General features: G+C 67.3%; 23 protein-coding genes, 2 tRNA genes and 1 pseudogene. 9 read left to right on the forward strand and 17 right to left on the reverse strand.

The window, feature by feature from the left end; genetic code table 11:
- Positions 1-24 precede the first annotated feature (24 nt).
- The gene (locus G6N47_RS24150) at positions 25-525 is read left to right on the forward strand and encodes a PPOX class F420-dependent oxidoreductase (RefSeq protein ID WP_083129553.1); all 501 of its coding nucleotides are present in this window, start codon (positions 25-27) and stop codon (positions 523-525) included.
- Between the two features lie 24 nt (positions 526-549).
- Here the strand turns inward: G6N47_RS24150 and G6N47_RS24155 are convergent.
- The 5 genes from G6N47_RS24155 to G6N47_RS24175 all read right to left on the reverse strand — a co-directional run bounded on the left by G6N47_RS24155 (position 550) and on the right by G6N47_RS24175 (position 3,737).
- Positions 550-622: transfer RNA gene (locus G6N47_RS24155), tRNA-Glu, on the reverse strand.
- A 72-nt stretch (positions 623-694) separates the two neighbouring features.
- A tRNA-Gln gene (locus G6N47_RS24160) sits at positions 695-766 on the reverse strand.
- A 91-nt stretch (positions 767-857) separates the two neighbouring features.
- On the reverse strand, positions 858-2,312 hold the full coding sequence (gltX, locus tag G6N47_RS24165; RefSeq protein WP_083129554.1) for a glutamate--tRNA ligase: 1,455 nt from the start codon (positions 2,310-2,312) through the stop codon (positions 858-860).
- Positions 2,309-3,103 (reverse strand): fumarylacetoacetate hydrolase family protein, encoded by a 795-nt coding sequence (locus G6N47_RS24170; RefSeq protein WP_083129555.1) that lies wholly within the window; start codon positions 3,101-3,103, stop codon positions 2,309-2,311. Before G6N47_RS24170 ends, gltX begins: the two co-directional genes overlap by 4 nt.
- Before the next feature lie 10 nt (positions 3,104-3,113).
- The gene (locus G6N47_RS24175; RefSeq protein ID WP_083129556.1) at positions 3,114-3,737 is read right to left on the reverse strand and encodes a TetR/AcrR family transcriptional regulator; all 624 of its coding nucleotides are present in this window, start codon (positions 3,735-3,737) and stop codon (positions 3,114-3,116) included.
- Positions 3,738-3,825: 88 nt separating this feature from the next.
- Between G6N47_RS24175 and G6N47_RS24180 the strand changes: the two genes are divergently transcribed.
- Both G6N47_RS24180 and G6N47_RS24185 read left to right on the forward strand, forming a co-directional pair.
- Entirely contained in the window at positions 3,826-5,037 is a 1,212-nt protein-coding gene (locus tag G6N47_RS24180; protein ID WP_083129557.1) for an oxygenase MpaB family protein, read from the forward strand.
- Positions 5,038-5,129: 92 nt separating this feature from the next.
- A pseudogene (locus G6N47_RS24185) lies at positions 5,130-6,149 on the forward strand (MFS transporter); the annotation flags it as partial.
- A 133-nt stretch (positions 6,150-6,282) separates the two neighbouring features.
- On the opposite strand, the gene G6N47_RS24190 reads toward G6N47_RS24185, so the two are convergent.
- A complete protein-coding gene (locus G6N47_RS24190; RefSeq protein WP_083129558.1) occupies positions 6,283-7,293 on the reverse strand; it encodes a 3-isopropylmalate dehydrogenase in 1,011 nt (336 codons plus the stop codon).
- A 49-nt stretch (positions 7,294-7,342) separates the two neighbouring features.
- Positions 7,343-8,929 carry a phosphoglycerate dehydrogenase gene (gene serA, locus G6N47_RS24195; protein ID WP_083129559.1) on the reverse strand — a complete coding sequence of 529 codons (1,587 nt, stop codon included), beginning with the start codon at positions 8,927-8,929 and terminating at the stop codon, positions 7,343-7,345.
- 190 nt (positions 8,930-9,119) lie between these two features.
- On the opposite strand from serA, the gene G6N47_RS24200 reads away from it, so the two are divergent.
- Both G6N47_RS24200 and G6N47_RS24205 read left to right on the forward strand, forming a co-directional pair.
- On the forward strand, positions 9,120-9,578 hold the full coding sequence (locus tag G6N47_RS24200; RefSeq protein WP_308206241.1) for a DUF4262 domain-containing protein: 459 nt from the start codon (positions 9,120-9,122) through the stop codon (positions 9,576-9,578).
- 25 nt (positions 9,579-9,603) lie between these two features.
- Positions 9,604-11,034 carry a phytoene desaturase family protein gene (locus tag G6N47_RS24205; RefSeq protein ID WP_083129561.1) on the forward strand — a complete coding sequence of 477 codons (1,431 nt, stop codon included), beginning with the start codon at positions 9,604-9,606 and terminating at the stop codon, positions 11,032-11,034.
- 73 nt (positions 11,035-11,107) lie between these two features.
- Here the strand turns inward: G6N47_RS24205 and ilvC are convergent, their stop codons facing one another.
- The 3 genes from ilvC to G6N47_RS24220 are packed head-to-tail and all read right to left on the reverse strand — an operon-like array spanning position 11,108 to position 14,470.
- On the reverse strand, positions 11,108-12,109 hold the full coding sequence (gene ilvC / locus G6N47_RS24210) for a ketol-acid reductoisomerase (RefSeq protein WP_139799357.1): 1,002 nt from the start codon (positions 12,107-12,109) through the stop codon (positions 11,108-11,110).
- A 31-nt stretch (positions 12,110-12,140) separates the two neighbouring features.
- Positions 12,141-12,647, reverse strand: a complete 507-nt coding sequence (gene ilvN, locus G6N47_RS24215; RefSeq protein ID WP_083129563.1) for an acetolactate synthase small subunit — start codon at positions 12,645-12,647, stop codon at positions 12,141-12,143.
- A complete protein-coding gene (locus G6N47_RS24220; RefSeq protein ID WP_083129564.1) occupies positions 12,647-14,470 on the reverse strand; it encodes an acetolactate synthase large subunit in 1,824 nt (607 codons plus the stop codon). Before G6N47_RS24220 ends, ilvN begins: the two co-directional genes overlap by 1 nt.
- Positions 14,471-14,790: 320 nt before the next feature.
- On the opposite strand from G6N47_RS24220, the gene G6N47_RS24225 reads away from it, so the two are divergent.
- Positions 14,791-15,132 (forward strand): PH domain-containing protein, encoded by a 342-nt coding sequence (locus G6N47_RS24225; protein ID WP_083130427.1) that lies wholly within the window; start codon positions 14,791-14,793, stop codon positions 15,130-15,132.
- On the opposite strand, the gene G6N47_RS24230 is transcribed toward G6N47_RS24225, so the two are convergent.
- Together G6N47_RS24230 and G6N47_RS29860 are read right to left on the reverse strand one after the other, a co-directional pair.
- The gene (locus G6N47_RS24230; protein ID WP_083129565.1) at positions 15,129-15,971 is read right to left on the reverse strand and encodes a DoxX family protein; all 843 of its coding nucleotides are present in this window, start codon (positions 15,969-15,971) and stop codon (positions 15,129-15,131) included. The two genes, G6N47_RS24225 and G6N47_RS24230, sit on opposite strands and share 4 nt — an antisense overlap.
- 80 nt (positions 15,972-16,051) lie before the next feature.
- Positions 16,052-16,885 (reverse strand): DoxX family membrane protein, encoded by an 834-nt coding sequence (locus G6N47_RS29860; protein WP_083129566.1) that lies wholly within the window; start codon positions 16,883-16,885, stop codon positions 16,052-16,054.
- A 126-nt stretch (positions 16,886-17,011) separates the two neighbouring features.
- Between G6N47_RS29860 and G6N47_RS24240 the strand changes: the two genes are divergently transcribed.
- Positions 17,012-18,145 (forward strand): PQQ-dependent sugar dehydrogenase, encoded by a 1,134-nt coding sequence (locus tag G6N47_RS24240; protein ID WP_163659732.1) that lies wholly within the window; start codon positions 17,012-17,014, stop codon positions 18,143-18,145.
- A 75-nt stretch (positions 18,146-18,220) separates the two neighbouring features.
- Here the strand turns inward: G6N47_RS24240 and G6N47_RS24245 are convergent, their stop codons facing one another.
- The 4 genes from G6N47_RS24245 to G6N47_RS24260 are packed head-to-tail and all read right to left on the reverse strand — an operon-like array spanning position 18,221 to position 20,856.
- On the reverse strand, positions 18,221-18,676 hold the full coding sequence (locus tag G6N47_RS24245) for a flavin reductase family protein (RefSeq protein ID WP_179966470.1): 456 nt from the start codon (positions 18,674-18,676) through the stop codon (positions 18,221-18,223).
- A gap of 41 nt (positions 18,677-18,717) precedes the next feature.
- Positions 18,718-19,644 (reverse strand): S1C family serine protease, encoded by a 927-nt coding sequence (locus tag G6N47_RS24250; protein ID WP_083129569.1) that lies wholly within the window; start codon positions 19,642-19,644, stop codon positions 18,718-18,720.
- A gap of 51 nt (positions 19,645-19,695) precedes the next feature.
- Positions 19,696-20,406: a TetR/AcrR family transcriptional regulator gene (locus G6N47_RS24255; RefSeq protein WP_083129570.1), complete on the reverse strand. Its 711-nt coding sequence runs from the start codon at positions 20,404-20,406 to the stop codon at positions 19,696-19,698.
- 12 nt (positions 20,407-20,418) lie between these two features.
- The gene (locus G6N47_RS24260; RefSeq protein WP_083129571.1) at positions 20,419-20,856 is read right to left on the reverse strand and encodes a hypothetical protein; all 438 of its coding nucleotides are present in this window, start codon (positions 20,854-20,856) and stop codon (positions 20,419-20,421) included.
- 172 nt (positions 20,857-21,028) lie between these two features.
- Here G6N47_RS24260 and G6N47_RS24265 point away from each other — a divergent pair, with 172 nt between their 5' ends.
- Positions 21,029-22,189, forward strand: coding sequence for an NAD(P)/FAD-dependent oxidoreductase (locus tag G6N47_RS24265; RefSeq protein ID WP_083129572.1), 1,161 nt, complete (start codon positions 21,029-21,031; stop codon positions 22,187-22,189).
- Positions 22,186-23,079 (forward strand): RNA polymerase sigma-70 factor, encoded by an 894-nt coding sequence (locus tag G6N47_RS24270; protein ID WP_083129573.1) that lies wholly within the window; start codon positions 22,186-22,188, stop codon positions 23,077-23,079. The genes G6N47_RS24265 and G6N47_RS24270 overlap by 4 nt, the downstream gene beginning before the upstream one ends.
- Here G6N47_RS24270 and gatB read toward each other — a convergent pair.
- On the reverse strand, positions 23,076-24,584 hold the full coding sequence (gene gatB, locus G6N47_RS24275; protein ID WP_083129574.1) for an Asp-tRNA(Asn)/Glu-tRNA(Gln) amidotransferase subunit GatB: 1,509 nt from the start codon (positions 24,582-24,584) through the stop codon (positions 23,076-23,078). The two genes, G6N47_RS24270 and gatB, sit on opposite strands and share 4 nt — an antisense overlap.
- Between the last annotated feature and the right edge of the window lies 1 nt (position 24,585).

Consider the following 24,585-nt stretch of genomic DNA (forward strand, 5'->3'; position numbering starts at 1 on the left):
GGCGACCTGACACACTTTCAAGCCATGGGAACCAACCAGCGCGCACAGATTGTCATGTCCGAGGCGGAGATCGCCGACTTCGTCGCCACCAGCCGCACGGGAACCTTGGCCACCATCGGGCCCGACGGGCAGCCGCACCTGACCGCGATGTGGTACGGCGTGGTGGACGGCGAAATCTGGCTCGAGACCAAAGCCAAGTCGCAGAAGGCAGTCAATCTCCGGCGCGATCCGCGGGTGAGTTTTCTGCTCGAGGGCGGCAACACCTATGACACGCTGCGCGGGGTGTCCTTCGAAGGTGTGGCCGAGATCGTCGAGGATCCCGACGCAATCTTTCGGGTGGGAGTCAGCGTGTGGGAGCGCTACACCGGCCCCTACACCGACGACATGAAGCCGATGGTGGACCAGATGATGAACAAGCGTGTCGCGGTGCGCATCGTGGTCCGCCGTACTCGGTCGTGGGATCACCGCAAGCTGGGACTGCCTGCGATGCCGGTGGGCGGTTCGACGGCGCCCGCCGCCGTCTAAGGCGAGCCAAAACCGGTGGAAAAGTAGCCCCGATGGGATTCGAACCCACGCTACCGCCGTGAGAGGGCGGCGTCCTAGGCCGCTAGACGACGGGGCCAGAACTGATCCGAGCTGTCAGCATAGCTCACAGCCGTATGCCCACCTAATTGCTTGTGGTGGACAGACTTTGCTGGGGTACCAGGACTCGAACCTAGAATGGCTGAACCAGAATCAGCTGTGTTGCCAATTACACCATACCCCATTGGCGCCCTAAAACCGCTGGTCAGGGTTCTGCACCGCCGCTACTGCCAACTGCCCAAGGGCCGACGTGCAGACTACCAAAAAATCCCGCCTCAATGCTCACGCGCTGCCCGCAGCCGCTGAAGGCTCCGGTCGCGCCCAAGCAGCTCCAGCGATTCGAACAGCGGTGGGCTGATCGACGCCCCGGTGGCCGCCACCCGGATCGGGCCGAAGGCCTTGCGCGGTTTGAGGCCGAGATCCTCCAGCAGCGCGCTCTTGAGTGCTGCCTCGATACCCGCCGCGGTCCAGTCCGTTACGGCGTCCAGGGACGTGGCGGCGGCGTCAAGCACCGGGCCCGCATCGGGGCCGAGCTCCTTGGCTGCGGCCTTCGGGTCGATCGCGTACTCGTCGTCGTTGAGGAATTTCAGCAGCGACCACGCGTCGCCGAGCACCACGATGCGGGTCTGCACGAGCCCCGCGGCCACCGCGAACCCCGCCGCATCCAGCCCGGTGTCATAACCATGCACGTCGAAGTAGGCCTGCAGTCTGGCGGTGAAGTCGTCGGGGTCGAGCAACCGGATGTGCTCGGCGTTGATCGCGTCGGCCTTCTTCTGGTCGAACCTGGCGGGGTTCGCGTTGACGTCGGCCACGTCGAAGGCGGCCACCATCTCCTGAATGCTGAACACGTCGCGGTCCCCGGCGATCGACCAGCCCAGCAACGCCAGATAATTCAGCAGGCCCTCGGGAATGAACCCGCGATCGCGGTGAGCGAATAAGTTCGACTGCGGATCACGCTTGGACAGCTTGCGGGTGCCTTCGCCCAATACCGTTGGCAGATGGGCGAACTCAGGTACACGATCGGCCACGCCGATGCGGATGAGCGCCTGGTACAGCGCGATCTGGCGGGGAGTCGACGGCAACAAATCTTCACCGCGCAGCACATGGGTGATTTTCATCAGCGCGTCGTCGACCGGGTTGACCAAGGTGTACAACGGATCCCCCGTTGCCCGGGTCAGCGCGAAGTCGGGTACGACGCCGGCCGCGAAAGTGGTCGGTCCGCGCACCAGATCGTCCCAGCCGATGTCCTCGTCGGGCATCCGTAACCGCACCACGGGTTTGCGACCTTCGGCCAGATAGGCCGCGCGCTGTTCGTCGGTCAAATCGCGGTCGAAGTTGTCGTAACCCAACTTCGGGCTGCGGCCCGCGGCGAGATGGCGCGCCTCGACCTCTTCCGCCGTCGAAAAGGCCTGGTATGCCTCGCCCGCGGCGAGCAGGCGATCCACCACATCGCGGTAGATGTCGCCGCGCTGCGACTGCCGGTACGGGCCATACGGCCCGCCCACCTCGGGGCCCTCGTCCCAGTTGAGCCCGAGCCAGCGCAACGCGTCCAGCAACGCCAGATAGCTTTCCTCGGTATCGCGTTGAGGATCGGTGTCTTCCACCCGGAACACGAACGTGCCGCCCGTGTGCCGTGCGTAGGCCCAGTTGAACAACGCGGTGCGGATCAGTCCGACGTGAGGGACGCCGGTGGGCGACGGGCAGAATCGGACCCGAACGCCGCCGCTCACGACTTTCCTTTGCGGACAACAGGATTGGTCAACGTGCCGATTCCCCCGACGGTGATGCTGACGGTGTCCCCGTCCTCGATCGGCCCGACGCCTTCGGGCGTACCGGTGAGAATGAGATCACCTGGCAGCAAGGTCATCACGGCCGAGACCCATTCCACGATCGCGCCGATGTCGTGAATCATCAACGAGGTACGGCTGCGTTGTTTGACCTGTCCATTGACCTCGGTGCACAGCTCGACATCGGACGGGTCGACGTCGGTGACAACCCACGGTCCGACCGGACAGAAGGTGTCGTGGCCCTTCGCCCGTGTCCACTGGCCGTCGGTCTGCTGTTGATCGCGGGCAGTCACGTCATTGGCGATCGTGTAGCCCAGGATGCTGTCGGCCGCCCGGTCGGCGCTGACGTCCTTGCAGGGCCGGCTGATGACGGCGGCCAGCTCGCCTTCGAAATGCACCGGTGATGCATTGGCGGGCAACCGAATCGGCACATTGGGCCCGATGATCGCGGTGTTGGGCTTCAAAAAGATCACCGGGTCGGCCGCATCCTGTCCGGAGCCGCCCATCTCGGCGACGTGCGCGGCGTAGTTCTTGCCGACGCAGATCACCTTGCTGGCCAGCATCGGGGCCAGCAGCCTCACGTCTGCCAACGGCCAGGAGCGACCGGTGAACGTCGGTGTGCCGAACGGATGTTCGGCGATTTCGCGGACAGTCATCCCAGCGGGGTCCTGCGGCTCGCCTTCGATGGTGACGAAGGCGACGCCGTCCGGGCTGGCGATTCGGCCAAGGCGCATTCGTGAGAGCTTAAAGCGTCTCGCTCCGGCGTTTCCCGGTGACCATCGCCACCAAGAAGTCCTCCAGGTGCTCACGGCTGACGTCGAGTTCGTCGCGCAACCACAGCGTCACCAGATCGAACCCGCCGGCGACAAGCGTGAACGCCGCCAGATCGAGGTCTGGGTCCAGCGACTCCTGCCCGTCGAGCAGAGCTCGCCCCTGATCGGCCATCACTTTGGCCAGCATCTTGACCAGCTCCAGCCGGCGCGCCCGCAATCCGTCGGTGGTTTGCGACTCGATCAGCAGCCGCCCGCGCCGCGGGTCGTCGGCCAGAAAATCCAGACCGCTGCCGATGGCGGCGCGGGCCCGAAGCACCGGATCGGGCGGGGTGGCCTCGATCGCGGGCAGCAGTGCGCTGAATGCCCTGCTGATCTGATCGTCGAGCATCGCCAGCACCAGCTCGTCGACGTTGCGGTAGCTCTCGTAGAAGTAGCGGTCGTTGAGCCGCGCCCGGGCGCAGACGCCGCGCACCGTCAGGCTGCCGACACCTCCGGCAGCGACCAGATCCAGCGCGGTCTCGAGCAGCGCGGTCTGCCGCCGCGAGCGCCGCTCGCTGTGGGTGGCACCGCCGTAGGTGCGCGCCGTGCCCGCCATGGGCTCGATTGTCGCATCCTTGACCGGCCCAGCTATCTGGTGAACACTGTCCCCAGATAGCCGATGTGCCGCTGGGGAAAGGCTCGCAATGACGCCGCGCGACGAGAAACTGCCGAATCCGCCGTTCCTGACCGCGTTCCCCTTCAACCTGTTCATGCGCCTGTTGGCGCCCGGCGACCTGCGGGCCACCGTCGCGCAGCGGGAATCGTTTCGTCGTTTCGCCACCATCGGTGACCCGCTTGCCGACGACATCGTGGCGATGATGCAGCGATTGCCGACCGGAGAAGGCCGGCGCATGTTCGACGTCGCCGTCGAACACGGCATCGATGCCGTCGACGACCCGCCCTCGGAGCTGGTGGCGTTTTTCGCCCAGGTGGACGACCGGCCGTACTGGCTGGATCAGGCCAAGCTCGACCTGGCAGTGCGAGTGACGATGCGCACGGGCCTGGTCGGCATCGGGCTGGCGCTGCCGGGCCTGGCGCTCACCGGCGGCTACCTGGCGTCGAAGGCCGACAAGCCGCTGGTGGGCACCGGCGATCTGCGCCGGATGGCGCCGCGACGACTCAACGAAACCGCGACCTGGTTCATCGACGTCACCTCCCCCGGCGGCCTACAGCGTTTCGCGCCGGGTTTCACCGGCACGCTGCGGGTCCGGCTGATGCATGCGATGGTGCGCGCGGCCATGAGCCGCCGCGACGACTGGGACTTCGACGCCTGGGATCACCCGCTCAACCAGGTGCAGCTGGCCGGCACGCTGATGCTGTTCTCGCTGGCGAACCTGGCCGGATGCCAGGCGATGGGAGTGAAGTTCTCGGCGCGCGAGCGCGAGGCGGTCTTTCACCTGTGGCGCTACGTGGGCCTGCTGATGGGGGTGCACCCCGAGTTGGTCCCGGCGACCGAGGACGACACCTGGCGACTGTTCTGGCTCGAGGCCGACACCGAGTTCCGGCCCGACGAAGACTCCTACCGGCTGGCGCAGGCGCTGCACGCAGGTCCGCCGGACGAGGACCCGCTGACCGCGCTGGCGCGCGGCTTCTTGTCCTCCTACAGCCGGCTGATGCTCGGCCGGTCGAACGCCGACCAGCTCGGCTTGCCCGACAACAAGCCGCTACAGGCAGCGGTGCTGGCGACGTCGGCGATCAACCGGGTATTCGAGTTCCGCCGGCTCCTCCCGGGCGCGACGCGGCTCAGCGAAGAATTCGGGCAGTGGTCGCGGCGGCGGTTCGTCGGCCGGGGCCTGCGCGAGACGGGCGGCGACCGCAGCTATCGCCGTCACGACGCCTTGGCCGCCACCGGCTGACAGCCGGAGTTTTGCCGGCATCTATCCCACATGCGTGTGGAACGATGTCTTGAATGGCGACGGAGTCGATCAGTGCCGGAGCCCGCTGGTCGATGGTGGCGATCTCGCTGGCCGTCACGGCGAGTGCCTTCATCTTCATCAACGGCGTCGCCTTCCTGATCCCCGCGCTGGAAGCCGAACGCGGTACCGCGCTGGCCGAGGCCGGTCTGTTGGCGGCCATGCCGAGCTTCGGAATGGTGGTCACGCTGATCGCCTGGGGCGCCCTGCTCGATCGGGTGGGCGAGCGGATCGTGCTGACGACGGGGTCGGCGCTGACGGCGGCCGCTGCCTACGCCGCGACGACGGTCCACTCCCTGATTGCCATCGGGGCGTTCCTGTTCGTCGGCGGCATGGCCGCGGCCAGTTGCAACACAGCCGGCGGTCGGCTGGTGTCCGGCTGGTTTCCGCCGCACCACCGCGGCCTGGCGATGGGAATCCGCCAGACTGCGCAACCGGTGGGAATTGCCTTGGGCGCCTTGGTGATTCCGGAGCTAGCCGAACGCGGCCCGGTTGCGGGGCTGATGTTTCCGGCGTTGATGTGCACGGTGTCGGCGGTGGCGAGCGCGATCGGCGTGATCGATCCGCCTCGCAAGCCGCGCGCTGCCGCCACCGAACAGGAGCTGGCCAACCCGTATCGCGGCCGCCCAAAGGTCCTGCGGCGCATCCACATAACGTCGTCGCTGTTGATGATGCCTCAGACGGTGACCGTGACGTTCATGCTGGTCTGGTTGATCAACGACCACAACTGGTCGATCGCCTCGGCCGGCGCGCTGGTCACCATCTCCCAATTGCTGGGCGCCGCCGGGCGCATCCTGGCCGGCCGATGGTCGGACCGGGTGGGCTCGCGAATGCGGCCGCTGCGGACGGTCGCGATCGCAGCCGCGCTGAGCATGTTCCTGTTGGGCCTGATCGACCGGGTGGGCTGGCGACTCGAGGTGGTGGTCATGGTCGCTGCAGCGGTGATCGCTGTGCTCGACAACGGGCTGGAGTCCACCGCCATCACCGAGTACGCCGGCCCCTACTGGAGCGGTCGCGCGCTCGGCATCCAGAACACCACCCAGCGACTCACCGCCGCGGCCGGGCCGCCGGTGTTCGGCGCCCTGATCACGGCGGCCGGCTATCCCACGGCGTGGCTGGTATGCGGGTTGTTCCCGCTGGCGGCAATCCCGTTCGTCCCGACTCGGGTGCTGCCGCCCGGCCTGGAGACTAGAGCGCGGACGCGATCCGTTCGCCGACTTCGGCGGTGGATAACCTTTCGGTCGGGCGACTGGCCAGATGGGACTCCACGGCCCGGTCCACTCGCGCGGCGGCAGCGTCTTCGCCGAGGTGGGACAGCAGCAGCGCCACCGACATGATCGCCGCCGTCGGGTCCGCGATTCCCTGCCCGGCGATGTCGGGCGCGCTCCCGTGCACCGGCTCGAACATCGACGGGTTGGTCCGGGTGGCGTCGATGTTGCCGCTGGCGGCCAGCCCGATCCCGCCGCACACCGCGGCAGCCAAGTCGGTGATGATGTCGCCGAACAGGTTGTCGGTGACGATCACGTCGAAGCGGCCCGGGTCCGTGACCAGGTGGATGGTCGCGGCGTCGACGTGCTGATAGGAAACCTCGACCTCCGGGTACTTCTCGCCGACCTCCTGCACGGTCCGCGACCACAGCGAGCCGGCGAACGTGAGCACGTTGGTCTTGTGCACCAAAGTCAGCCGCTTACGCCGCTGCTGGGCGCGTTCGAAGGCGTCCTGGACCACGCGGCGTACACCGAACGCGGTGTTGACGCTGACTTCGGTGGCCACTTCATGGGCGGTGCCCACGCGGATCGCGCCGCCGGTGCCGGTGTAGGGACCTTCGGTGCCCTCGCGGACCACCACGAAGTCGATGTCCGGGTGTCCGCGTAACGGGCTTTCCACGCCCGGGTAGAGCCGCGCCGGTCGCAGGTTGACGTGGTGGTCCAACTCGAAGCGCAGGCGCAGCAGCAGGCCGCGTTCGAGTACGCCGCTGGGCACCGACGGGTCGCCGATGGCGCCCAGCAGGATCGCGTCGTGCGCCCGCAGTTCGGTCAGCGCCGAGTCGGGCAGCACTTCCCCGGTGGCGTGAAAACGGCGCGCACCCAGGTCGTAGCTCGTCTTCTCCACGCCGGGCAGCACGGCGTCGAGAACCTTGACGGCTTCGGCCACCACCTCCGGGCCGATCCCGTCGCCAGGGATTACCGCCAATCTCATTGGCGCCGCTCCTCCTCATCGCTTCGCTCTGCATCGTCGCCGGCGCGCTTCACGAAAGATCAACCACCTCAAGCTTGTTGGCGTCGACAGCCACCGCGATCGCCGACCGCACGTCGTCCGGTACATCGCGGTCCAGCCGCAGCAGGATCGTCGCGCCCGGACCCTCGGTGTCCTCGGACAGCTGCGCGGCGTGGATGTTCACCCCGGCAGCACCGAGCAGGGTGCCGATCTTGCCCAGCGCGCCGGGCTGGTCGATGTAGTTGATCACCAGGTTGGTGCCCTGGGCGCGCAGATCGAAGTTGCGCCCGTTGATCTGGACGATCTTCTCCACCAGCTGCGGTCCGGTCAACGTCCCGGCCACGTTGACGACCGAGCCGTCGGAAGCCACTGCCCGCACGTCGACGACGCTGCGGTGGTTGGGGCTTTCGGTCGCGGTGCTGATGTCGGCGGCGACCCCGCGTTCTTCGGCGATCGCCGGCGCGTTGACGAACGTGACGGGATCCTCGATGACCGCCGAGAACAAGCCGCGCAGCGCCGAAAGCCGAAGCACCTCAACGTCTTCGGCGGCCAGCTCACCGCGAACCTGCACCGACAGCGATGCCGGCAGCTCGTCGGACAGAGCGCCTGCCAGCAGTCCGAGCTTGCGCACCAGATCCAGCCAGGGCGCCACCTCCTCGCTGACCACGCCGGCGCCGACGTTGACGGCGTCAGGCACGAATTCGCCTGCCAGCGCCAGCTTTACGCTTGCCGCCACGTCGGTGCCGGCGCGATCCTGGGCCTCGGCTGTCGAGGCCCCGAGGTGTGGGGTGACGACTACTTGCGGCAGTTCGAACAGCGGGCTGTCGGTGCAGGGCTCGCTGGCGAACACGTCGATGCCGGCGGCCCGGACGTGCCCGCGGGACACGGCTTCGGCCAGCGCTTCCTCGTCGACCAGCCCACCGCGCGCGGCGTTGACGATGATGACGCCGGGCCTGGTTTTGGCCAGCGCCTCCTTGTCGATCAGCCCGGCGGTCTCGGGCGTCTTGGGCAGATGCACGGAGATGAAGTCGGCCCGGCCCAGCAGCTCGTCGAGCGTCAGCAGCTCGATGCCCAGCTGTGCGGCGCGGGCCGGCGACACGTACGGGTCGTAGGCCACCAGGTGGGCGCCGAAGGCGGCCAGTCGCTGGGCGACCAGCTGGCCGATGCGGCCGAGCCCGACGACGCCGACGGTCTTGCCGAAGATCTCGGTGCCGGAGAACGACGAGCGCTTCCACTCGTGGGAGCGCAGCGAGGCGTCGGCCGCAGTGATCTGCCGGGCGGCGGCCAACAGCAGCGCGATCGCGTGCTCGGCGGCGCTGTGGATGTTCGATGTCGGCGCGTTGACCACGAGCACACCGCGGGCGGTGGCGGCGTCGACGTCGACGTTGTCGAGCCCGACGCCCGCGCGCGCGACGATCTTGAGCTTGGGTGCGGCGGAGAGCACCTCGGCGTCGACGGTGGTGGCCGAGCGCACCAGTAGCGCGTCGGCGTCGGGTACCGCGGCCAGCAGCTTCTGGCGGTCCGGGCCGTCGACCCAGCGCACTTCCACCTGGTCGCCGAGTGCGGCGACGGTCGATTCGGCAAGTTTGTCAGCGATCAAGACAACAGGCAGGCTCACCCGGCCAGCCTAAGCGGCGATCACAAGCGCGGCGGAGCCGGGCGTAGGCATCCTTTGGCGTTGACTCTGCGCGGACCAGGCGTGCTACTCGCACTTTTGCCTGGTAGCCGCAGAGTCAACGACGATGTCGGTGCACGGGTGCATGGTGACGGTAAGTTCGATAAGAGGAGGGACGGCACCCATGTGCTGGATGTGCGATCACCCCGGGAGCACCGTTGACGAATGGCTCGCGGAGATAGAGAAAACAAAGTCAAAACACGGCTGGGCGGTGCAATACGTCGAGAGTGACCGCGCGCCCTACGCCTACACGGTCGGCCTGCATGAACACGGCCTGCCCGAACTATTGGTCACCGGCCTGCCACCGGAGCCGACGGCCCGGCTGCTCAACACCGTCGCCGCGTATCTGATGGACGGCGGACGACCGGTGCCGGGCGAATGGATCTCGATAGCCGACGGGCCGATGCTCGCGGTCGTCCAGGTGGAGCATCCCGATGCGCATATGAACGTGGCGGTCGCGTTCTACGGCCGCGAGCTGCATGCTTTGCAACTGGTGTGGGCCGACGAGCGCGGCCACCGGCCGTGGTGCCCGGAATTCAGCAACGGCGGGGTGCGGCAGCCGGTCCTCGGGGTGCGTCCCGACATGACCTAACAGCAGCGGTCCCTACGATCACGGCATGGACGTCACCGTCGTCGGCAGTGGACCCAACGGACTGACGGCCGCCGTCATCTGTGCCCGCGCGGGCCTGTCGGTGCAGGTCGTCGAGGCGCAACCCACTTTCGGCGGCGGTTCGCGCACCATCCCCGACCCGGAGTTTCCCGGAGTGTCGCACGACATCTGCTCGGCGGTACACCCGTTGGCGCTGGCCTCGCCGTTCCTGGCGCAATTCGACCTGCCCGCTCGCGGAGTGAAGTTGGCGGTGCCGGAGTTGGCGTATGCCAATCCGCTGCCCGATCGTCCGGCGGCGATCGCCTACCACGACCTCCAGCGCACTTGCGACGAGCTGGAGCAGGGTGCGTCGTGGCGACGCCTGCTGGGACCGCTGGTCGAAAAGTCCGACGCGGTGGTGGGATTGCTGCTCGGCGACAAGCGCTCGGTGCCGCTTACACCGCTGCCCGCGCTGCGGCTGGGGTTGCGGATGATTACCCAGGCCACCCCGTTGTGGGGATCGCTGGCCGGCGAGGACGCCCGTGCGTTGTTCACCGGCGTTGCGGCCCATACGATTTCGCGGATGCCCTCGCTGGTTTCGGCGGGTGGGGGGCTGATGCTGGCGACGCTGGCGCATTCCGTCGGCTGGCCGATTCCAGTCGGTGGCAGCCAGTCGATCGCCAACGCGTTGATCGCAGATTTACGGGCCCACGGCGGCGAGCTGACCGCCGGCGTCGAGGTCACCGAACCGCCCAGCGGCGTGGTGCTGTACGACACGGCCCCCACCGCGCTGCTGCGCATTTACGGCGACGCGTTGCCGTCGCGATACACGAAAGCGTTGCACCGCTATCGGTTTGGGCCAGGTGTGGCCAAGGTCGACTTTGTGCTCAGCGACGACATCCCGTGGTCGGATGCCCGGCTGGCGCAGGTGCCGACCTTGCATCTCGGCGGCACCCGCGCGCAGATGGCACAGGCCGAAGCCGAAGTCGCGGCCGGCCGGCACGCCGAGTGGCCGATGGTGCTGGCCGCGACGCCGCACGTCTGCGATCCCGGCCGGATCGACGCCAACGGTCGTCGACCGCTGTGGACCTACGCCCACGTCCCGTCGGGCTCGCCGGCGGACCAAACCGACGCTGTGACAACGGTATTCGAGCGGTTCGCCCCCGGATTCCGCGACGTCGTCGTCGCGGCACGCAGCGTGCCGGCAGCACGACTGGCCGACCACAACGCCAACTATGTCGGCGGGGACATCGGGGTCGGCGGAAACTCCGCCTGGAAGGCCCTGGCCGGCCCGACGCCGCGGCTCAACCCGTGGAGCACGCCGATCCCCAAGGCGTACCTGTGTTCTGCGGCGACTCCGCCCGGCGGCGGCGTGCACGGCATGTGCGGCTACTACGCCGCGCGTACCGTGCTCAAGCGCGAATTCGGGATCAGAGAGTTGCCGAAACTGTCACCCTGACCCCGCCGAACGTGAAGCTGTTGCGAGATTTTCCAAGAAAAGTCGCAACAGTTTCACGCTCGATGCATGAGCCTCACGCGGTTTCCGTGATCGGGCGGTCGACCCAGCTCATCAGGTCGCGCAGTTTCTTGCCGGTGACCTCGATGGGATGCTCGGCGTTCTCCTTGCGCAGCCGCGCAAGCTCTTTGCCGCCGCTCTCGACGTCGGCGACGAGCTTCTTGACGAAGGTGCCGTCCTGAATGTCGCGCAGGATTGCGCGCATCCGCTCCTTGGTGTCGGCGTCGATGACCCGCGGGCCCGACAGGTAGCCGCCGAACTCCGCGGTGTCCGACACCGAGTAGTTCATCCGCGCGATGCCGCCCTCGTACATCAGGTCGACGATCAACTTGAGTTCGTGCAGCACCTCGAAGTAGGCCATCTCCGGCGCGTAGCCGGCCTCGACCATCACGTCGAATCCGGCCTTGACCAATTCCTCAGTGCCGCCGCACAACACGGCCTGCTCACCGAACAGGTCGGTCTCGGTCTCCTCTTTGAACGTGGTCTTGATGACGCCGGCCCGGGTGCCGCCGATGCCCTTGGCGTAGGACAGTGCCAGCGCCTCGCCCTCGCCGTTGGGGTCCTGGGCGACGGCGATCAGACACGGCACACCTTTGCCGTCGACGAACTGGCGACGCACCAGGTGCCCCGGGCCTTTCGGCGCCACCATTCCCACGGTGATGTCGGCGGCCGGCTTGATCAACTCGAAGTGGATGTTGAGCCCGTGACCGAAGAACAGCGCATTGCCGGCAACCAGATTGGGCTCGATCTCGTTTTTGAAGATGTCGGCCTGCGCGGTGTCGGGCGCCAGCAGCATGATCACGTCGGCCCACTTGGCCACCTCCGCAGGCGTGTCGACCTCGAGGCCCTGCTCGGCGACTTTCGCCCGCGATTTCGAACCCTCCTTCAGGCCCACCTTCACCTGCACGCCCGAGTCGCGCAGGCTCAGCGAATGCGCGTGCCCCTGGCTGCCGTATCCGATGACGCCGGCCTTGCGGCCCTGGATGATCGACAGGTCCGCGTCGTCGTCGTAGAACATCTGCACTGCCACTTTCGAATTACTCCTTAGGTTATTTCGCGGTGCCGATGCCGCGGGGACCGCGGGACAGCGACACCAATCCGGATTGGACGATTTCGCGCACACCGTAGGGTTCCAGGACACGCAGCAGCGCCTCGAACTTGGCCGGCGTACCGGTGGCTTCGATGATCAGCGACTCCGGGGAGACGTCAATCACCCTGGCGCGGAACAGGTTCGCCGCCTCGATGATCTGACCGCGAGTACTCGCGTCGGCCCGGACCTTGATCAACGCCAACTCCCGGGACACCGAATTGTCGTCATCCTGCTCGACGATCTTGATGACGTTGACCAGCTTGTTGAGCTGCTTGGTGATCTGCTCGAGCGGCGTGTCCTCGGCCGAGACGACGATCGTCATCCGCGACATGTCTTTCTGCTCGGTGGCACCGACCGCCAGCGACTCGATGTTGAAGCCGCGCCGGGAAAACAGTGCCGCAACCCGCGCGAGCACACCGGGTTTGTCCTCGACCAGAACCGAAAGCGTATGGCTGGTAGCGCTCATCAGGCGTGCCCCTCGTTGCCCTCGTCGTCGAATAGTGGGCGAATGCCACGGGCGGCCTGAATCTCGTCGTTGCTGGTGCCCGCGGCCACCATCGGCCACACCTGCGCGTCGGCGCCCACGATGAAGTCGATCACCACCGGCCGGTCGTTGATCGCGCGGGCCTGCGCGATGACGTCGGCCACGTCTTCCTCACGCTCGCAACGCAATCCGACACACCCCAGCGCCTCGGCCAGCTTGACGAAGTCGGGGATGCGGTGCGAGTGCGTAGCCAGGTCGGTCTGCGAATACCGCTCGGCGTAGAACAGCGACTGCCATTGCCGCACCATGCCCAAGTTGCCGTTGTTGATCAGCGCGACCTTGATCGGTGCGCCTTCGATGGCGCAGGTGGCCAGCTCTTGGTTGGTCATCTGGAAGCACCCATCGCCGTCGATCGCCCACACTTCGGCGTCCGGGCGGGCGATCTTGGCGCCCATGGCCGCCGGAATGGCGAAGCCCATGGTGCCCAGGCCGCCGGAATTGAGCCAGGTGCGGGGCTTTTCGTACGAAATGAACTGCGCGGCCCACATCTGATGCTGACCGACCCCGGCGACGTACACCGCGTCGGGCCCGGCCATTTTGCCCAACGTTTCGATCACATACTCCGGGCTCAGGCTGCCGTCGCTTTGCGGCCCGTAACTCAGTGGGTACGTGGCCTTGACGCCGCGCAGGTATTCCCACCACTCGTCGATCTGGACGCTGGCCGCGTCGCGGCGCAGCGCCGCGATCAGGTCGGTGATGACGGCCTTGACGTCGCCGACGATCGGCACGTCGGCGTGGCGGTTCTTGCCGATCTCGGCCGGGTCGATGTCGGCGTGGATGACCTTGGCCTCCGGCGCGAAGGAGTCGAGCTTCCCGGTCACCCGGTCGTCGAAGCGGGTGCCCAGCGCGATCAGCAGGTCGGCTTTCTGCAGCCCGGCCACCGCCGCGACCGTGCCGTGCATGCCGGGCATGCCCAGGTGCTGCGGGTGGCTGTCGGGAAAAGCGCCGCGCGCCATCAGCGTGGTGACGACCGGAATCCCGGTCAGCTCGGCCAGCTCGCGCAGCTGCTCGGTTGCGTCGCCGCGGATGACGCCGCCGCCGACGTAGAGCACCGGCTTGCGGGCGGCCGCGATCAGCTTGGCGGCCTCGCGGACCTGGCGGTTGTGCGGCTTGGTGTTCGGTTTGTAGCCAGGCAGGTCCATCCGCGGGGGCCAGGCGAACGTGCACTGGGCCTGCAGGACGTCTTTGGGGATATCAACGAGAACTGCTCCAGGCCGTCCGCTTGCCGCGATGTGGAACGCCTCGGCAAGCACACGGGGAATCTCGTCACCGCTGCGGACCAGGAAGTTGTGCTTGGTGATCGGCATCGTGATGCCGGAGATGTCGGCCTCCTGGAAGGCGTCGGTGCCGATCAGCGATCTGCCGACTTGGCCGGTAATTGCGACGACGGGCACCGAGTCCATCTGCGCGTCGGCGATCGGGGTCACCAGGTTGGTGGCGCCGGGGCCCGAGGTGGCCATGCAGACCCCGACTTTGCCCGTCGCGTGCGCGTAACCGCTGGCGGCGTGCCCGGCGCCCTGCTCGTGGCGGACCAGCACGTGGCGCAGCTTCTTCGAGTCGAACAGTGGGTCGTACACCGGCAGCACCGCGCCGCCGGGGATGCCGAAGATGACCTCGACGTCGAGTTCCTCCAACGATCGGATTACCGACTGCGCGCCGGTCATCTGTTGCGGCGCAAGATGTTTCGGTTGTGGTCTGGCGCCGTTAGCGGTTTGGGCCGCCGCCGGCGTGGTGGGTGCGCTCACTGGGTCCTCTTCGTGGTCTCTCGATGACAACAAAAAACCCCCGCCAGCTCAGCTGCTGCACGAGGGTTGCGCGTTGGTGCTCGAAATCTAGTCAGCCACCAACGCGCCGAGGAAGTACTACGAGCATTTCGCGGCTGTCCATAACGTTCGACGGTAGCCTCCGCACAGGTCAGCCGTCAAATCCGGTGCGGTGGACCCTCCCGCGTTGAGATTGCGCCCAGGGCCGTGATTTGCGTCGAGGCGCAGCCCTCAGTGCAATCTCAACGTGATGACATGATTCGGGGGTGGCCCCACAACCGGTCGTGATCAGGGTTTCGCCGATGGCGCATTTCGCGGTGGGCTTTCTGACACTGGGCCTGCTGGTGCCGGTGCTGACCTGGCCACTGACGGCACCACTGCTGGTGATACCAATTATGTTGTCGGCGTTGATCATTCGGCTGCGCACGGTTGCCGACGAAGACGGTGTAACCGTTCGGACGCTGCTCGGCAGCCGGTCGGTGCGCTGGGAGGAGATCGACGGGCTGCGGTTCGAGAAGAGCTCGTGGGGTCGTGCCCGGCTCAAGGCGGGCGGCGAGTTGCGGCTGCCCGCAGTCACCTTTGCCACGCTGCCCTTGCTGGCCGAGGCCAGCGGGGGCCGGGTGCCCAATCCGTACGCGAGTTAGCTGAGCGGATTGGCGCCGTTGAGCATCACCCACACCGCGATGCCGCCGCCGATGCCGGCCAGCAGCGCCGCGAACGAACCGATGAAGGGCCGGCGCGCCCACCCGCGACCGGCGTCGAACCCGTAACGGCCGGGGCCGATCAGGATGACGGCGGCCGCCACCATGATCAGCGTGATCTCGTACTCGTGACCGTCGGGCAAGAAGTAGGGAAACGACCGTGAATCCGACTGCCCGGATACCGCCGCGATCAGGCCGTTGATCAGGTACGCCAGCGCGCCCGCGGCGGCCAGCGGGGTGAACAGCCCCAGCACCAGCAGCACCCCGGCGACGATCTCGCCGCCCGCGGCGACGTAGGTGAGGACGTCGGCGTGCTGGTAGCCGACATCCGATAACGAGTTCTTGAATGCGGTCAGCCCGTGCCCGCCCCACCAGCCGAACAGCTTCTGCAGCCCATGCGCGATCAGCACCGAACCGAGACTGATCCGCAGGATCAGCAGCCCGAGATCCTGGGTGCCGCGACGGCCCGCCGCGCGGACCCGCTCGTCCTGCTCGGGGGTGTCGGTTTCCGGCGGGCCGAACACCGAGTGGCGGCCGCTGTCCGGCGGCTGGACGTAAGGCAATGGCTGCGACGCACCGATCAGGCCGTATCCGCTACTGGACACGCGCGCGTTGCTGGAGTCGTAGTGGGGAATTGTGGTCGTCTCGAAATCGCCTGCATAGGTGGCTGACGGCAGGTCGTCTTCCGGGTCGACCAGGCTTGCGGTGGCCGGCCGGCCCGGGGTTGGCGCCTCGGAGTCCTCCGGCCGCCGCCAAGGTGCGTCATGCGATTGACTGGTCACGCGTGTCAGGGTAAGGGCAGTTCGGTCGAGATTGGGGATTTGAGCGGCGCTTTTACCAGACTGATGCACGCGGCGGTGTTTCATGCCAGCGGATTGGCGCCGTTGAGCAACGCCCAGATGCCGACGCCTGCGCCGATACCCACCAGCAGCGCGACCGACGACCCGATGAACGGGCGTCGCGCCCAGCCGCGGCCTGCGTCCAATCCGTAGAGTCCGGGGCCGGCCAGCAGGATCGCGAGCACCGCGACGATGGCAATGACGTGGTACTCGTTGCCGTCGAGCAGAAACTTGGGGTGCCCATGCTGATGCTGGGCCGCCACATTGGCCAGCAGGCCGTTGACCAGGTAGGCCAGTGCGCCGGCGGCGGCCACCGGGGTGAACAGCCCCAGGATCAACAACGCGCCGGCCGCGATCTGGCCACCCGCGGCCACCCAAGCCAGGATGTCGGCGTGCCGGAAGCCGAGGCCGGTCAGGGAGCGAGTGAAGCCGTCGTGGCCCTGGCCGCCCCACCAGCCGAATACGTTTTGCAGGCCGTGGGCGCCCAGCACCGCGCCGACGCCGGCGCGCAGCACCATCAAGCCCAGATGCTGGGTGCCGCGTTGTTTGGCGATCTTCAGCCGGGGGTCGTCGACAAGCCGCGGCTGCACCGACGGCAGCGGATCGCGATCGGCGACGTCCTCGCTGACCTCGGCGGCCGGCTCGTCGCGCTCGACAGCCGTGGTCTCCGACTCGGCCTCGTCGCTGTCCGCCTCGGCCTCTTTTTCGACGGGTTCCTCCGGTTCGAGCAGCTTGTGCGGGGCCGACTCCCGCTGCGGTGGACGCGGCTCCTCCTGCGCCGGAGGGGTTTCCCGCTTGGGCGAGGAGCCGGCCTCCTCGAGTCGTTGCCAGCGGGTGAAGTCAAAGGAACCGGTCACCGTGCCAGCGTAAAGCCAAGCAACTTACGCCCGGGACACTTTGCCGGACGCCTTGATCTCCCCGTTACCCGTGCCTGGGCGGGTCGGCGTGGCGGGGACCGCCGCTGGGTCCGTAACCTTGCGGACATGCGGTTACGGCGGTCGGTTCGGCGCGGGTTCGCCGCGCTGTGTGCGGCGTTGCTCGTCGTGAGCGGTTGCGCCCGGTTCAACGACGCCCAGTCCGAGCCGTTCACCACCGAACCGAATCGTCGGCCCCCGCCGACGTCGACGCCTCCCCCGCCGCCGCCGCTGCCCGCCAAGCCGTTCCCCAAGCAGTGTCCGGCCCCGGGGGTCATGCAGGGCTGCCTGGAAAGCACCAGCGGGTTGATCATGCTGCCCGATAGCAAGTCGGCGTTGGTCGCCGAGCGCACCACCGGTGCGGTCAAAGAGGTGTCGGTCAGCGCCGAGCCGAAGGTGAAGACGGTGATCCCGGTCGACCCGTCCGGTGACGGCGGGCTGATGGACATCGTCTTGTCGCCGACCTACAAGCAGGACCGGCTGATGTACGCCTACGTCAGCACACCCAGCGACAACCGGGTCATCCGGATCGCCGACGGCGATATCCCCAAAGACATCCTGACCGGAATCCCGAAGGGCGCCACCGGCAACACCGGCGCGCTGATCTTCACCAGTCCGACCACGCTGGTGGTGCTCACCGGCGATGCGGGCAACGCGGCGATGGCCGCCGACCCGGGGTCGCCGGCGGGCAAGGTGCTGCGGATCGAGCAGCCGACCACGCTCAACCAGGCCCCGCCGACCACCGCGCTCTCCGGCATCGGCTCGGGCGGCGGGTTGTGCACCGACCCGGTCGACGGGTCTTTGTACGTGGTGGACCGCGCGCCCACCGCCGACCGGCTGCAGCGCATCACCAAGGACTCCAAGGTCTCCACCGTCTGGACCTGGCCAGACCGGCCCGGTGTCGCCGGTTGCGCGGCCCTGGACGGCACGGTGCTGGTGAACCTGATCAACACCAAACAGACCGTGGCCGTTCATCTCGCGCCGGCGACAGGCGCTGTCACCGGGGAGCCCGACGGGGAGCCCGACGTGGTGCGTCAGGACACGCACGCCCACGCGTGGGCATTGCGGATGTCACCGGACGGAAACGTCTGGGGCGCAACGGTGAACAAGACCGCAGGCGATGCGGAGAAGCTCGACGACGTGGTATTCCCGCTCTTCCCGCAGGGCGGCGGATTCCCGCGGGCCAACGAGGACAAGACGTAACTCATCCGCCGACTGCGAATCTCACGACGCTGCCGCGGCATGTCGCATCGCCAGGTTCACAGTCGGCGGCGACGTTCAGGCCCCGTGGCCCGGCTCGAGGTCGGTGACATCGGAGAAGCTGACGAGATCGTCGCCGCGCTCGGGCGCGTAGCCGGCAACCGGTTCCAGCAGGTAACCCACGTGGTCGCCGAGGTCGATTCGGTCCAGTGTCTTGCCCACAAACCACGCGACGGCATCGTTGAGAATCGGCATCGCCTCCGGACCGCTGTGCCATGAGCATTGCGCGAATTTGTCGACCTGGTCGCCGGTTTGGCCGCCGAACAGCCGCGCCAATCCAATGTTGTTGCGGGCCAACACATGTACGGCTAAATGCCCGGATTGGCTTGCGACGCCGAAGGTGTGGTTGCGCCTGGACATGCCGACCAGGAACCGTGGTGGCTTCAAACTGGTTTGGGTGGCGAACCCGACCAGGCAGCCCGACCGGTGACCATCGGCTTGGGTGGTCACCACGAACATCGTGTAGTCCAGCATCGCGACCAGCCGGTCGAAAGGTTCCACATGGCCATGATGGCTCAGCGTTCGGCGAGCTCGCGCGGTACCACGAACACGTCGACGAGCGCACCGTTGCGCCACACCGTCATCTCGATGCGGCGCGCAATCGCATCTTCGACCATGAGCTGCTGAATCGCGGTGGCGGTCACCACGTTCTTGCCGTCGACACTGACGACGATGTCGCCGCGGCGCAGACCTGCCTCAGCGGCCGGGCTGCCGGCGACCACGCTGGCGATCTGCAGGCCGTGTGTGGTGCCCAGTTTGGCGGCGACGGCCGGCGGCACCGGGATATGTGCGCCGGCGATGCCGAGCCATGCGCGGCGCACCCGCCCGGCGTGCATCAACGCCGCGATGATCTTGTGGGTCGACGCGTTGATCGGCACCGCCAAGCCCAGGCCGACTCCCGCGACCGCGGTGTTCACCCCGACCATCCGTCCGCGGCCGTCGGACAACACGCCGCCGCTGTTTCCCGGGTTCAGCGCGGCATCCGTCTGGATCACCTCGTCGACGACCCGGCCGGCGCGGGTGGGCAGCGAACGCCCGAGCCCAGAGACAATGCCAGCCGTGACGCTGCCGGCCAGACCCAGCGGATTGCCCACCGCCACAACCAATTGGCCGACGCGGAGGTCTTCTGCGCGTCCCATCGTGACCGGGGCGGGAACGGCACCACGCGCCTTGAGCACGGCCAAGTCGGAGAGTTCGTCGCGCCCGGCGATGTCGACGCCCACGGTGGTGCCGTCGGTGAATGTCGCCTGCGCAGTGCGTGCTCCGGCGACGACGTGCGCGCTGGTCAAAAGGTAGCCGTCGGGCGTGATGACGCTGGCGCTGCCCGCGCCGTTGCCGCGGCGGCTGCGCACCGCGAGGCTGGCGACGCTGGGCAGCACCGTCTGGGCCACGGCGGTGACCACCGCCGAGTAGGCGTCCAGCGCGTCGGAGTCGTCGGGCATAACCGCGTCAGCGTTGCAACGGGGTGGGGTATGCCCCTGTTCGCCGTGGGCTTAGCCCGCCGGGCGGGGCCGCAGGTGCGCCACCATCGCCTCGACCTGCTTGCGGTCGAGCACTGCCGTTGACCCGTCGGGTAAACCGAGGATCCGGTCCGTCGCAATGCCGTGCAGTTTGATGCGCTTCATGCAGTCATCGATGGCCTTGCGTCGGGATTTCGCGTCGCGCGCATTGAGTACCTGAACCAGGTTGGTCTGCAAGCTGGCGGCGAATCCCTGGATGATGTCACCGGCACCCTCAGGATCGGAGGTGTCGAAGAGACCCTCGCGTACCCCCTGCGTGATGACGTCGGTTAGTACCGGCCGGAACAGGTCCTCCCATATGGTCACGATCTTTGCGAACAGCGCCTGGTTGTTCGGCTCGAACAGGGACGTCATCGCCGCGATCTGTTCGGGAGCCCCCATCGCCATCTTGACCTGATAACTCGCCGCAAGTCCGGCGTTGAGGCGTTCCAGCGCGTTCTTGCCGGGCTGCTCGAAGACCGGACGCAAGGCTTCGAAGGCTTCCGCGGCGTTGCGTTCGGCGAGCGCGGTGATGAGCGCCTCCTTGGATGGGAAGTAGTGGTAGAAAGCGCCTTTCGACGTACCCGTCGCGGCGAGAAGGTCGTTGAGGCTGACATTCTCATAGCCACGTTCGAGAAAGAGCGCGAGCGCCTGGTCGAGCACTTCGGCCCTGCGGACGTCCTTGGGTTTGACGACGCGCGGCATGGCGGTGTCGAGTCAGTCGGACTTCTTCAGCCACCCCACATATGCCAGGTACAGACCGCACAGGGCGAGCAGCCCGAAACCGACACGCACCACGGCGATGGCTGGACTTGACGATTCGGTGGCGTTTTCGGCGCCCTTCTCGATTAGCTGTGGCGTGGCGAGCAATGCGAAGCCCCGCAGCAGCAGGAACCAGCCGAACAGCGAAATGATCACCGCGGCAACGCTGCGCCAATACTGGTGGAACGCAATGATGAACAGGCCGGAAAAGAACAGCAGCGCGCCCAGCACCCACGGCCACATCGGGTCCTCCGAAAAACTGGACAACTGGCGGCCGATGCTCGCAGCTCTGATAGCGACGATCGCGGGAACAACGGCGATGAACGGACCGAGCACACGTGCGAACGAGCGCGTGCGCTGCGATCGATCGGCCGCGGTAGCGGGTGTGCGCATGGCTACCAATCCTTTTCGACATGACGGCGGACCGTTTTAGACCACCGGTCTATAGATTAGACCACTGGTCTAACTTGTCCGCAACAGGTTGGGCCGTTGACGGCGTGTCACAAATCCGCGTGCGGGATCCGTCTGGTGTACATCAGCAGCTCACACACGAAAGGGCGGGACCATGAACGAGATCGTGATCATCGGCGGCGGGTACACCGGGATGGCTGCGGCCATCAGCCTGGCAGCCTGGGTGCGTCGCCGCGAGGACACCCACATCACGCTGGTCAACCCGCAGACCCGGTTCACCGAGAGGCTGCGGCTGCACCAGGTCGCGTCCGGCCAACAGCTGGCCGACTTGCGGATTCCCGATCTGCTCGAGGGCACCGCCGTCACGTTCGTCGAAGGCTGGGTGACCGCGATCGACGCCGATGCGCAGACTGTCCGCGTCGACGACTCGCGCACTCTGCGCTACGACACGTTGGTCTATGCGCTCGGCAGCGTTGCGGACACCACAGCGGTGCCGGGCGTCGACGAGTTCGCGTACACGCTCAACAGCGCACATGACGCGACATTGTTCGCCGACGAGCTGGATCGTCTCGGCGACGGCACCGTGGTGGTGGCAGGCGGCGGTCTGACCGGCGTCGAATCCGCTGCCGAGATCGCCGAGCAGCACCCCGAACTGGACGTCGTGCTGCTGAGCCGGACGGCGCCGGGGTCGATGATGGGCCCCAAGGCGCGAGCACGCTTACACGCGGGTTTGGCCCGGTTGGGCGTGCAGGTCCGGTCCGGCGCCGAGATCGTCAAGGTGATGGCCGACGGCGTTGCGCTGGCCGACGGCGACGTGGTTGGCGCACAGGCCGTGTTGTGGACCGCCGGGGTGCGGGTGTCACCGCTGGCGGCCGCCGCCGGTTTGAGGGTCGACGAGCGCGGCCGGATCGTCACCGACGAGTCGCTGCGCTCGGTGTCGCACCCCAACGTCTACGCCGTCGGCGACGCCGCCGCCGTCCGGCAGCGTTATGGCGTCATGCATGGCACCTGCCAAAGCGGAATCCCGACCGCGCTGCACGCCGCGGCGTCCATCGCCCGCGAACTGAAAGGCAAGCAGCCCAAGAAGTTTCGATTCGGCTACGTTCACCAGCCGGTGAGCCTGGGCCGTCGCGACGCGGTCATCCAATTCACCCGTCCCGACGACAGCCCCTCGCGGTTCTACTTGGCCGGCCGGTGGGCCGTCACGTACAAAGAGACGGTGAGCTCCAGCCCGTGGCCGACCTACCGCCTGCTCAAGTCGGTGCCGTCGGTGGGCAGCACGACCTGGCGTCGCGGCGGTCGGTTCACCCGATGAGCACCGATCAGCAGACGTTCGAGCACCACCGCAAACTGTTGTTCGCGATCGCCTATCGAATCCTGGGCAGCGCCGCCGACGCCGAGGACGTGGTCCAGGACGCGTGGTTCAAGTGGTCGGCGGCCGACCGCGGGCAGGTCGCCGATCCGAAGGCCTATCTGGCACGGATTGTCTCGAATCTGTCGATGGACCGGCTCCGGTCCAGCCAGCGGCAACGGGAAACCTATGTGGGGCCATGGCTTCCGGAGCCGATCCTTACCAGTGCGGACGCCGCCGACGACGTCGCCGCGGCCGAGTCGGTGTCAATGGCGATGCTGGTGGTGCTGGAAACGCTGAGTCCGTTGGAGCGCGCCGTTTTCGTCCTCAAGGAAGTATTCGACTTCAGCTATGCCGAAATCGCCGAAGCCCTCGAGCGTTCCGAGTCTGCGGTGCGCCAGGCCGGTCATCGTGCCCGCGAACACGTGCAGGCCCGGCGACCCCGATTCGAGACCGACCACGCCAAGAAGCGCGAGATCACCGAACGGTTCTTCGCCGCGGCCGCCGGCGGTGACATCAACAAGCTCATGGAACTGCTCGCCCCCGACGTCACGCTGTGGACCGACGGCGGCGGAAAGGTCCGCCAGGCGCTGCGGCCCATCCTGGGCAACGACAAGGTGGCCGCCTGGATAGCCGGCACGATCAAACGACCCTACGAGGGCGTCGAAATCGCCGACATGGCAGTCGAAGTCGTCGACATCAACGGCGGACCCGGCATCGTATTCACCGGTGCGGGACGCGTGATCGCAACGCTGACAGTCGATCTCGGTGCCGATGGACGCATCGTCACCATCCACAACGTCGCCAACCCGGACAAACTCGGTGCCGTGGCCGACGGTGTGGCCAGGATCTAGGCCTGTCCGCAGGCTTTCAGTACCAGCTCGCGCACCCGCGCGGCATCGGCCTGTCCCTTGGTCGCCTTCATCACTGCGCCCACGATCGCACCCGCCGCCTGGACCTTGCCGCCGCGAATCTTCTCCGCGATGTCGGCGTTGGCGGCCAGCGCCTCGTCGACCGCGGCCTGGATCAGCGAATCGTCGCGTACCACGGCCAGACCCCGGGCCGTCATCACCTGTTCGGGCTCGCCCTCGCCGGCCAGCACACCTTCGACGACTTGGCGGGCCAGCTTGTTGGACAACTTGCCGTCGTCGACCAGTGCAATGACCTCGGCGACCTGCTTGGGGGTGATCGGCAGCGCGTCGAGGTCGACGCCGGCCTCGTTGGCCTTCTGCATCAGAAAGCTCCCCCACCAGGCGCGCGCCTTGTCACTGGAGGCGCCGTGTTCGACGGTGGCGATCACCAGATCGACGGCGCCGGCGTTGACCAGATCGCGCATCACCTCGTCGGAGACACCCCACTCCTGCTGAATTTGCTTGCGGCGCAACCACGGTAGCTCGGGGATGGTCTGGCGCAGCCGGTCGACGAACTCGGTGCTGGGCGCCACCGGTTCCAGGTCGGGTTCGGGGAAATAGCGGTAGTCCTCCGCGGTTTCCTTGGTGCGGCCAGGGCTGGTGTAGCCGGACTCGTGGAAGTGCCGGGTCTCCTGGGTGACCCGCCCGCCGGAGGCCAGAACAGCGCCCTGCCGCTGCATCTCGTAGCGGACCGCGACCTCGACGCTTTTCAGCGAGTTGACGTTCTTGGTCTCGGTGCGGGTACCGAACTGCGCGGCGCCAACCGGCATCAGCGATACGTTCGCGTCGCAGCGCATCGAGCCCTGGTCCATCCGCACGTCGGATACGCCCAACGCGCGCAACAGGTCTCGCAGTGCCGTGACGTAGGCCCGGGCGATCTGCGGGGCCCGCTCGCCGGTTCCGACGATCGGCTTGGTGACAATCTCGATCAGCGGCACGCCGGCGCGGTTGTAGTCGATCAGCGACGTCGTCGCGCCGTGGATGCGGCCGGTCTCGCTGCCGATGTGGGTCAGCTTGCCGGTGTCCTCCTCCATGTGCGCGCGTTCGATGTCGACGCGCCAGGTGGTGCCGTCCTCGAGCGGCACGTCGAGGTGGCCGTTGACGGCGATCGGCTCGTCGTACTGCGAGATCTGATAGTTCTTCGGCATGTCCGGATAGAAGTAGTTCTTCCGGGCGAAGCGACACCACGGCACGATCTCGCAATTCAGGGCAAGCCCGATCCGGATCGCCGACTCGACCGCGGCCTGGTTGAGCACCGGCAGCGACCCCGGCAGGCCCAGGCACACCGGACACACCTGGGTGTTGGGTTCCGCGCCGAAGGCTGTGGCGCAGCTGCAGAACATCTTGGTCGCGGTGGACAGCTCGACGTGCACCTCCAGGCCGAGCACCGGCTCGTAGCGTGCGACGACGTCGTCGTAGTCGAGCAGCTCAGCCGCAGCAACAGTCATG

This window comes from Mycobacterium branderi, from assembly GCF_010728725.1.
Taxonomy (GTDB): Bacteria; Actinomycetota; Actinomycetes; order Mycobacteriales; family Mycobacteriaceae; genus Mycobacterium; species Mycobacterium branderi.